Consider the following 9194-nt stretch of genomic DNA (forward strand, 5'->3'; position numbering starts at 1 on the left):
ATGTCTTTCTAACGCCTCACGCCAACAATTCGGCAATCCACCGCTCCTGCTGGGCCACCACCTGCACTTTCTCCTCGGGCACGGCCTGCCGCGCACGGGCAAAGTTGCCCAGGGTCTTTTGCTTCTGGATCAGCATGTGCTGCCACTTGGAGAGGAACGCCGCGCTGCGGGCCTGCATCAGCAGCGGGCCGAAATACAGCTCTTCGGGGGTATAGGCCACCGGCTCGGCGCGCTCGGCAACGATGATCTCGTAGTCGAAACGGTTCTCCCGCAGCATTTCCTCATGGAGGATGCGGTAGCCATTGTCCATCAGCCAATGGCGCAATGCCTGCTCGCCGCCATTGGGCTGCAGGATCAACCGCTCCCGACCACTCAGGCGCGCCTTGCCGTTCTCGAGAATGTCGCGAATCGTCTCGCCGCCCATGCCACAGATGGTGACGGCGGTGATCCCGTCCTGCGCCTCGATCGCCGCCAGGCCATTGGCCAGGCGCACGCTGACGTGCTGCTCCAGCTCGTTCTCGCGCACCGTGCGCGCCGCCGCATGGAACGGCGTAACCGCCACTTCCCCGGCTACCGCCGCCGCAATCGCACCACGGCGCATCAACGCCACCGGCAGATAGCCGTGATCGGAGCCGATATCGGCCAGCCGCGCACCGGCCGGCACATGCGCCGCCACGCGTTCCAGACGCATGGACAATGTCTGTTCGTTCAACCACCACCCCTTTTTACCGCGAACATCTGGCACCAATGGCCAGCGAGGGACGGGATTCTGTCGAGTAACGCCGCACTTTTCAAATTTGCGCGACCGATGAAGCGTTTCAGCGTGATGACAGGTTTCGTTCAGGTAGCCGGGCTTAGACTGGCGGCCACTTCAGAAAAGATCCTACAGATCCGGACCAGCACCTATGAAACCCAACCTCCTGCTTGCTCCACTGAGCCTGTTCCTGGCGCTGGAGATGACCACGGCCGAGGCCAACCAGGGAGACCAGTGGTACCTGCAAACCAGCGTCTACACCACGCACTTTCACCCCGACCCCGAGCACAACAACCAGCAGAACCTGATCGGCCTGGAATACCAGGGCCAGGGCGGCAAGGTCGCGGGTGCCGCGACCTTTCGCAACTCGTTCAGCCAGCGCACCCAGTACGCCTACGTCGGCAAGCGCTTCGACAGCGAATCGACGCCTTTCTATGCGAAGGTCACCGGCGGCCTGTTGCAGGGCTACCGTGGCGAATACCGCGACAAGATCCCCTTCAACCGCTACGGCGTTGCGCCGGCGATCATCCCGTCGCTGGGCGTGAAGGCCGGCCCGGTCGGCGCGGAAATGGTCCTGCTGGGCGCCTCGGCAATGATGGTCAATGTGGGCCTGTATTTCTGATCGGGCGATTTTCAGCCCGGCTCAGTTCCCGCAGGTGATGGCCCTGTTCCGATTGGCCAGCCAGCTCGCCTCGAACCCTGAATGATGATCTGCCTGCACGCTGACGGTCTCACTGCAGCTGGGCCGGACCTTGCGCAGGTACGCCTCGCTGACTGCCTGCGGGACCACCTTGTCGTTGGCACCGATGAAGTGGCGTTGCGGCAGCTTGGTCAGTTGCTCGGCGTAGTCAGCCGGGTTCAACGAGCCGCTCAGCGGCGTCAGGACCTTGAGCTGGGTCCAGGCCAGCGGGTCGATATTGCCGGCCAGGGTCTGCACCTGCAGCACATCGCTGCGCCGCGCCGCCAGCAACAACGCCACCGCCGCGCCCCCCGAATAGCCCACCAGTTCAAAACCCTGCACGCCATAACGGGCCTTGAGGGCGTCGAGTACTTCGCTTTGGGCCTGCACCACCGCATTGCTGAAGCGCGCAGTGGTCCACACGCTCTGCGTGCAGTTGGCGCTGCGGATGAACTGGCACGGCCGGGCCATGTACACCGATGGCTGCGGGTCACTGAGGGCGAAGCCCAGGGTCATGCTGGTCGTTGGTGTCGGGTCGTTGCTGACCGTGCGGCTGGTGATCCAGGCGCGGCCGTCACCTTCTATATAGACGCGCAGGCGCTTGCTGTTCACCGCCAGCGGTTGCAGCGTTTGCAGGGTGAAGGTCGAGGTGCTTACCGCGACGGGCTTGAGCGGCGAGCCCGCGCTGGCCTTGGCCAAGTCCAACGGTTGAGCCGCGCAGCCAGCTAGCAGCACCAGGGCTGTGAGCGTGGCGGCCTGTTGCAGAAAACCCCGAGCGTGAACCATCAAGACCTGAACCCTATCGCGCAAAAAAACCAGCCCGCCAGGCGGCGGGCTGCGAACGGTAGCACGAACGGCCTGCTCAGTACTCGGTACGCTTGCGAATGGCCCAGCGCCCGACAGATCAAGTCAACGTCACAATTGCTTCGCGGTCCATCGCTGCTAAACGTAGCCGCTGCCGTCAGGCTGCGCTCGCCTGCATAGCAGGCGCCGCCTTTGGGAGCCCTAACGGGCTCCAGCGCAGCCTGACGACAGCGGCTACAAAATTGTGCAAGACCGTTGCGCTCATCGTGTGCCGAGCAAGAGCGAAGCGAATTTTGATTTTCCAGAGGCTGAACGCAGGACGCGAGACTATTCACCCCACACCAAAAAGCACCCAACAAAGAACTAGTCCCCTCGGACGATGTTTCCCCTACCGCACATTGCAAGAATCCATCGTACTCCAAGCCAACAAGAGGCCAGTGCGATGACCACCACCAACCTGAAAGCCGACATGCTGCAGGCCATGCGCCGCCTGGCCAAGTCGGTCACCATCATCACCACCAGCAATGGCCGCGAGCGTTTCGCCATGGCGGCCACTGCAGTCGACTCGTTGAGCACCGAGCCACCGTCATTGCTCATCTGCGTCAACCAGTCGGCCTCCCCGCATGCCGCATTGGCGAGCGGAGCCGACTTCTGCGTCAACATCCTGGGCCTCGAGCAACAGGACCTGGCCCACCTGTGCAGCGGCGCCATCAAGGGTGAAGCGCGTTTCGAGCGTGGCAACTGGCTGACCAGCGACGAGGGCATCCCGTACCTCGCCGACGCCCAGTCCTCGATTCTCTGCCGCCAGGACGGCCAGTTCAGCTACGGCACCCACACCGTCTTCATCGGGCGCATCCTGCGCATCCGCACCACCAGCGAGATCACCCCGCTGGTGTACCTGGACGGCAGCTACACCACCACCGCAACGCCGGCCGCCACCTACGCCGTGGCTGGCTGAGGCGCGGCCATGGAGCGTGTGCAGGCGTTGACACCGATCCGGGTCAGCAGTGCAGAGGCCCTGCGCTGGGACGATCAGGCGGACCTGGTGGTCGTCGGCTTCGGCGGTGCCGGCGCTTGCGCAGCCATCGAGGCCAGCAGCCACGGCCTGCGTGTGCTGGCCCTCGACCGTTTCGCCGGGGGTGGCGCCACCGCCCTCAGTGGCGGTGTGGTCTACGCTGGGGGCGGTACGCCGTATCAGCAAAAAGCCGGCTACCAGGACAGCAGCGCCGCGATGTTCGACTACCTGCGCCAAGAGGTCGGCGAGGCCGTGTCGCCAGCCACCCTGCAGGACTTCTGCGAGCGCAGCTGCGCGCAACTGGCCTGGCTGGAACGCCAGGGCGTCGCCTTCGAAGCCAGCGTGCCGCCGCAAAAAACCTCCTACCCCAGCGACCAGTTCTACCTGTATTACTCCGGCAACGAAACCGTGCCGGCCTACGCCGCACACGCCGTCCCAGCCCCGCGCGGCCACCGCGTCAAGGGGCCGGGGATGTCCGGTGCCAGCCTGTTCGCCCCACTCAAGGCCAGCGCCCTGCGCCAGGGCGTGCGCCTGCACAGCCAATGCGAAGTGCGCCGCCTGGTCCTGGACAGCAACGACCGAGTGCTGGGCGTCGAAGCCTGGCAATTGCCGCCCGACAGCCCAGCCGCCCGCCGTCATGCGCGCCTGGCGCGCTGGGCCAGCAACATTCATATGTACGCCCCGGCTCTCGCTGACCATCTGCGCTCACGCCTGCGAAAAATCGAGCAACGAAACGCAAAGCGCACCCTGATCCGCGCAGAAAAAGGCGTGTTGCTGAGCAGTGGCGGTTTTATCCTCAATCGCGCGCTGGTGCGCCAATACGCCCCGCAGTACCTCGCCGGCCTGCCGCTAGGCACCACCGGCTGCGATGGCAGCGGCATCGCCCTGGGCCAGAGCGTTGGCGGCAGCGTCACTCGCATGGACAAGGTCAGCGCCTGGCGCTTCATCAACCCGCCACTGGCCTGGGCACGCGGCATCATCGTCAACGCCCAGGGCCGGCGCTACTGCAACGAAGAGGTCTACGGCGCCACCCTGGGCCATGCCATGGTCGAGGAAAACCACGGCCGGGCCATCCTGATTCTCAACCGCGCCCTGGTCAACGAGTCACTGCGCCAGGTCGGGCCGGGCAAGGTGTGGCAGTTCCAACGCCTGCCGGTACTGCTCAACCTGCTGTTCAACGCCCGGCGCAGCAACAGCCTGGAACACCTCGCACAGCGCTGCGGGCTGCCGGAAAGCGCCCTGCGCCATAGCGTGGAAACCTACAACCGCGCGGCCCGTGGCGAAATCACTGACCCGCTCGGCAAGTCGCCAGGCATGCGCGCGTCGCTGGAGCACGGGCCCTGGTACGCCTGCGACCTGTCCTATGACAGCAAGCTGTTCCCCTGCCCGGCCATCACCCTCGGCGGGCTGCGGGTAGACGAGCGCAGCGGCCAGGTGCTGGACGCGTACGGCGAGCCTATCGCCGGCCTGTATAGCGCCGGGCGCAATGCCGTGGGGGTCGCCTCCAACCTGTACATCTCCGGCCTGTCCCTGGCCGATTGCATCTATTCCGGGCGTCGTGCCGCGGCTCATGTGGCCGGGCATGGCGCCGCCAACACCACGCCATCAGGAGAACACCCATGCAACGCGTAGAAGGCAAAGTCTGCATCGTCACCGGCGCCGCCAGTGGAATCGGGCGCGAAGACGCCCTGCTGTTGGCGCGCCAGGGCGCACGCGTCGTGCTCACCGACCTCAATGAAGATGCCGGGCGCAAGGTAGCCGCCGAGATCGGTGGCAACGCCCTGTTCATCCGCCATGACATTGCCAGTGAACAGGACTGGCAGCAGGTGATCAGCACCACCCTGGAACACTTCGGGCGTCTCGACGTGCTGGTCAACAACGCCGCCATCCTGATTCCCGGCAGCATCGAGGACACCTCGCTGGAGACCTGGCAGAAGGTCCAGCGGATCAACGGTGACGGCTACTTCCTGGGCTGCAAGTACGCCATCGAGGCGATGAAAAACACCGGCGGCGGCTCGATCGTGAACATGTCCTCGGTTGCAGCGCTGGGCGCCATGCCGATGTTCTGCGCCTATTCCGCTTCCAAGGGCGCAGTGGCCGCCATGACCCGTTCCATCGCCTTGCACTGCAAGCAGAAGGGCTACCGCATCCGCTGCAACAGCGTGCACCCGGACGGCGTCAACACGCCGATGACCCAGGCGCTGACTGGCGGCCAGGCGATCCCCCAGGAAGTGCTCGACCAGGACCCGATGAACCGCATGTGCGCCCCACGGGCCATCGCCAACGTGGTGCTGTTCCTGGCCAGCGACGAATCAAGCTTCGTCAACGGCGCGGAAATCCGCGTGGACAACGCGCAATTGATCAGCGGCATCTGAGGCAGGCATGAGCATGGGCAGCTATCGGCTACAGGTCTGCGCGGTGATCGATGAAACCGCCGACGCACGCTCGCTGGTGTTCGAGGTGCCGGAGCACCTGCGCGCGCGCTTTCACTACAAGGCCGGGCAGTTTCTCGGCTTTCGCGTGCCCTGCGCCGGCAAGCTGCTGACCCGCTGCTACTCGATGGCCAGCTCGCCGCTGTGCGACCCCCGGCCCAAGGTGACCATCAAGCGGGTCGAGGGTGGCCGGGTGTCGAACTGGATGAACCAGCAGGTCCAGGTCGGTGACTGGCTGGAGGTGCTGCCACCGGCCGGGCATTTCTGCCTGGGCGATGACAGCGCGTGGCCGCTGGTGTTGTTTGGCGGCGGCTCGGGCATCACCCCGGTGATGTCGATCCTCAAGTCGACCCTGCTGGGCAGCGAGCGCCCGATCAAGCTGGTGTACGCCAACCGCGATGAGGCCTCGGTGATATTCCGTGACGAGTTGCGCCAGTTGGCGCGCGACTACCCCGAGCGCCTGGAGATCGTGCATGTGCTCGATTCGGTACAGGGCTTCCTCGGCGATGCCCAGGTCCGTCAATTGGTGCGCGGGTTGGAAGGTGGCGAGTACTTCATCTGCGGCCCCGCCCCCTTCATGGATACGGTCGAGCGCGCCTTGCTGGCCCTGGGCGAGGCGGCAGAACGCATCCATGTCGAGCGCTTTGTGTCTCCACCCGATCCTGATGAGGTGGTTGAGCAGGTATTCGAGGGTGAGGTGGCCTGCGAATCGCTGCTCGTCGAGCTGGACGGCCAGCAGCACGAAATTACCTGCCAACCCGGCGAAACCCTGCTGCAGAGCTGTCGCAGCGCTGGCCTGGACGTGCCGTCCTCGTGTGAAGAAGGCTTTTGCGGTGCCTGCATGTGCACCGTGCAGGAGGGTGAAACCCGCCTGGCGCGCAACGATGTGCTCAGCGCCGCCGAGCTGGCCGCCGGCTGGACCCTGGCCTGCCAGAGCCGCCCGATAGGCCCGCGGGTGCGCTTGAGGTTCCCGGATTGAACGGTGCCCTAGTCTCAATGGACGATCATCCGTGGTCCGGCTGCGGTTAGACTCGGCAGCCGGATCGCTCAACAACAATAAGACAGAGGTTCAGTTATGGCTCGTTTGCAGAACAAGGTCGCCGTTGTTACTGGCGGTGCATCGGGAATCGGCCTGGCCTGTGTGCGCCGTTTCGCTGCCGAGGGGGCCCAGGTGGTCGGCCTGGATATCGGTGAAGCGCCGGCGGACTTCCCTGGCCTGTTCATGACCCTGGATGTGCGTGACGAAGCGCAGGTGCAGCAGGTGATGAGCGACGTGATCAGCCGTTTCGGGCGGCTCGACGTGCTGGTCAATGCTGCCGGCGTTGCCGACCAGGGCAGCGTGACCCAGACCACCACGGCCAACTGGCAGCGGGTACTGGACATCAACCTGACCGGCAGCATGCTTACCAGCAAGTACGTGCTGGCACAGATGGCGTCGCAGCGCAGCGGCTCGATCATCAACGTCGGCTCGATCTTCGGCCTGCAGGGCTGCGACGGCAATGTGGCGTACAACGTGTCCAAGGGCGGCATCAACCAGCTGACCCGCTCGATGGCCATCGACTATGGCTACGCCAATATTCGCGTGAACGGGCTGTGCCCGGGGCTGATCGAAACGCCGATGACCAGCATGGTCCGCGAGCAGCAGGCGTTCCATGCCTTCTTTGCCTCCCAGCACATGCTCAACCGCTCCGGGCAGCCGGATGAGGTGGCCAATGTCGCGTTGTTCCTGGCCTCGGACGAAGCGTCCTTTGTCAGTGGGCAGATGATCGCGGTCGATGGCGGCTTCTCCGCCGGCCGTCGCTTCGCCCCGCCAAGCGCCTGATTACCTGGGCCGGGCGCCCTGCCCGGCCCTTATCCCCCTGATTTTTCATCCTCTGCCTGAGGAGGCACCATGGCGCCTATCGAAAATGCCCAGACCATCGCCCAGCTCTTTGCCCGTGCAGCCCGGATCTATGCTGACCAAGCGGCTATCGAGGATGGTGGGCAGAGCATCAGTTATCGACAACTCGAGCACCTGCGCCAACAGGCCGCCCGCGCCCTGCTCGCCCTGGACGTGCAGGTAGCGGACCGGGTGGCGGTATGGGCACCCAACCTGTGGGAGTGGATCGTCGCGGCGGCGGCCCTGCAAAGTGTCGGTGCCACGCTGGTGCCGCTCAATACGCGGATGAAGGGCAGTGAAACCGCGCATATCCTGCGCGAAAGCGGCAGCTGCGTGCTGTTCAGTGTCGGTCGTTTCCTCGACACCGACTACCCCGCCATGCTGCGCGATGAGCCTTTGCCGGCGTTGCGGCAGATCGTGCACATCCGGCCGCAAGCGGCGCTGGATACCGGCTTGAGCTGGGCTGCATTCATGGCGCTGGCGCAGCAGGTCCCTGAGGATGCGCTGGGTGAACGCGAAGCGTTGGTTAATGCGCAGACCTTGTCCGACCTGCTGTTCACCTCGGGTACATCGGGCAAGCCCAAGGGCGTGATGACGTGCCACGGGCAGAACCTGCAGGTGGTCCGTGACTGGAGCGAAATCGTTGGCCTGCGCCAGGGTGAGCGTTACCTGATCGTCAATCCGTTCTTCCATTCCTTTGGCTACAAGGCCGGTTGGTTGGCGGCGTTGATGCGTGGCTGCACCATCGTGCCGCACCAGGTGTTCGATGTGCAGGCGGTGCTCGAGTGCGTACAGCAGGCGCGCATCAACGTATTGCCGGGGCCGCCGACCTTGTACCAGACCTTGTTGGCGCATCCTCGGCGTGGGCAATACGACCTCAGTTCGTTGCGGGTTGCCGTGACTGGCGCAGCGGCGATCCCGGTGGAGATGATTGCGCGCATGCGTGATGAGCTGGGGTTCAGCACCATTGTCACGGCCTACGGGCTTACCGAGGCGTGTGGCTTTGCCAGCATCTGCCGCCCGGGCGACAGTGCCGAGCGAGTGGCCAGCACCAGCGGCCGGGCCATGCCGGGGGTTGAGATCCGCTGTGCCGAAGGCAACGGCGAGGTGCTGATTCGTGGATACAACCTGATGCAGGGGTACCTGAATGACCCGCAGGGTAGCCAGGATGCGGTGGATGCCGAGGGTTGGCTGCATACCGGTGATGTCGGGGTGCTGGATGATGCCGGGTATTTGCGTATTACCGGGCGGCTGAAGGACATGATCATTACCGGCGGGTTCAATGTGTACCCAGCGGAGATCGAGCATTCGTTGTTGCTGCATCCAGGTGTGGCGCAGGCGGCGGTGATTGGTGTGGCGGATGAGCGGTTGGGTGAGGTGGCCATGGCGTTTGTGCTGCCGGTGGCGGGTCAGGCGATTGATCCGGCAGGGTTTATCAGCTGGTGTCGGGAGCAGATGGCCAACTACAAGGTGCCGCGCAAGGTGCAGGTGGTGGAGGTGATGCCCCTGAATGCTACGGGGAAAGTGGATAAGCAGGTTTTGCGGGGGTTGGTTGTTTAGGTTTGGCTTGAATTTGTTGGCCTATCCCATTGATTTTGTTGTTTTTGATGCCCCCTTCCGCCTTTACGGCG

The 9194-nt window shown here is 64.4% G+C and carries 9 protein-coding genes; 7 read left to right on the forward strand and 2 right to left on the reverse strand.

Annotation, left to right across the window (positions count from 1 at the left end; translation table 11 throughout):
• Nucleotides 1-16: 16 nt before the first annotated feature.
• Entirely contained in the window at nt 17-712 is a 696-nt protein-coding gene (locus M5G11_RS24825) for a tRNA (adenine(22)-N(1))-methyltransferase (protein ID WP_337994618.1), read from the reverse strand.
• 193 nt (nt 713-905) lie between these two features.
• On the opposite strand from M5G11_RS24825, the gene M5G11_RS24830 reads away from it, so the two are divergent.
• Nucleotides 906-1376: a sn-glycerol-3-phosphate transporter gene (locus M5G11_RS24830; RefSeq protein ID WP_420793856.1), complete on the forward strand. Its 471-nt coding sequence runs from the start codon at nt 906-908 to the stop codon at nt 1374-1376.
• A gap of 21 nt (nt 1377-1397) precedes the next feature.
• Here the strand turns inward: M5G11_RS24830 and M5G11_RS24835 are convergent, their stop codons facing one another.
• Nucleotides 1398-2219, reverse strand: coding sequence for an alpha/beta hydrolase (locus tag M5G11_RS24835; RefSeq protein ID WP_273912784.1), 822 nt, complete (start codon nt 2217-2219; stop codon nt 1398-1400).
• 460 nt (nt 2220-2679) lie between these two features.
• Here M5G11_RS24835 and M5G11_RS24840 point away from each other — a divergent pair, with 460 nt between their 5' ends.
• The 6 genes from M5G11_RS24840 (at nt 2680) to M5G11_RS24865 (ending at nt 9123) form a co-directional block, all read left to right on the forward strand.
• Nucleotides 2680-3195 carry a flavin reductase family protein gene (locus M5G11_RS24840; RefSeq protein WP_273912783.1) on the forward strand — a complete coding sequence of 172 codons (516 nt, stop codon included), beginning with the start codon at nt 2680-2682 and terminating at the stop codon, nt 3193-3195.
• 9 nt (nt 3196-3204) lie between these two features.
• Nucleotides 3205-4884 (forward strand): FAD-binding protein, encoded by a 1680-nt coding sequence (locus M5G11_RS24845; protein WP_273912782.1) that lies wholly within the window; start codon nt 3205-3207, stop codon nt 4882-4884.
• Nucleotides 4872-5627 carry a glucose 1-dehydrogenase gene (locus M5G11_RS24850; RefSeq protein ID WP_273912781.1) on the forward strand — a complete coding sequence of 252 codons (756 nt, stop codon included), beginning with the start codon at nt 4872-4874 and terminating at the stop codon, nt 5625-5627. The genes M5G11_RS24845 and M5G11_RS24850 overlap by 13 nt, the downstream gene beginning before the upstream one ends.
• A 7-nt stretch (nt 5628-5634) precedes the next feature.
• On the forward strand, nt 5635-6663 hold the full coding sequence (locus tag M5G11_RS24855) for a ferredoxin--NADP reductase (RefSeq protein WP_273912780.1): 1029 nt from the start codon (nt 5635-5637) through the stop codon (nt 6661-6663).
• 96 nt (nt 6664-6759) lie between these two features.
• Nucleotides 6760-7506 carry an SDR family NAD(P)-dependent oxidoreductase gene (locus tag M5G11_RS24860; RefSeq protein ID WP_273912779.1) on the forward strand — a complete coding sequence of 249 codons (747 nt, stop codon included), beginning with the start codon at nt 6760-6762 and terminating at the stop codon, nt 7504-7506.
• Between the two features lie 69 nt (nt 7507-7575).
• Nucleotides 7576-9123, forward strand: a complete 1548-nt coding sequence (locus M5G11_RS24865; RefSeq protein WP_273912778.1) for a FadD3 family acyl-CoA ligase — start codon at nt 7576-7578, stop codon at nt 9121-9123.
• Nucleotides 9124-9194: the final 71 nt, after the last annotated feature.

This window comes from Pseudomonas fontis, assembly GCF_028656955.1.
Classification (GTDB): Bacteria; Pseudomonadota; Gammaproteobacteria; order Pseudomonadales; family Pseudomonadaceae; genus Aquipseudomonas; species Aquipseudomonas fontis.

What these genes read in the sequence shown, in the direction of transcription:
- M5G11_RS24830 (WP_420793856.1), top strand. Translation starts at nt 906, where the DNA reads ATGAAACCCAACCTCCTGCTTGCTCCACTGAGCCTGTTCCTGGCGCTG.
- M5G11_RS24835 (WP_273912784.1), bottom strand. Translation starts at nt 2,219, where the DNA reads ATGGTTCACGCTCGGGGTTTTCTGCAACAGGCCGCCACGCTCACAGCC.
- M5G11_RS24840 (WP_273912783.1), top strand. Translation starts at nt 2,680, where the DNA reads ATGACCACCACCAACCTGAAAGCCGACATGCTGCAGGCCATGCGCCGC.
- M5G11_RS24845 (WP_273912782.1), top strand. Translation starts at nt 3,205, where the DNA reads ATGGAGCGTGTGCAGGCGTTGACACCGATCCGGGTCAGCAGTGCAGAG.
- M5G11_RS24850 (WP_273912781.1), top strand. Translation starts at nt 4,872, where the DNA reads ATGCAACGCGTAGAAGGCAAAGTCTGCATCGTCACCGGCGCCGCCAGT.
- M5G11_RS24855 (WP_273912780.1), top strand. Translation starts at nt 5,635, where the DNA reads ATGAGCATGGGCAGCTATCGGCTACAGGTCTGCGCGGTGATCGATGAA.
- M5G11_RS24860 (WP_273912779.1), top strand. Translation starts at nt 6,760, where the DNA reads ATGGCTCGTTTGCAGAACAAGGTCGCCGTTGTTACTGGCGGTGCATCG.
- M5G11_RS24865 (WP_273912778.1), top strand. Translation starts at nt 7,576, where the DNA reads ATGGCGCCTATCGAAAATGCCCAGACCATCGCCCAGCTCTTTGCCCGT.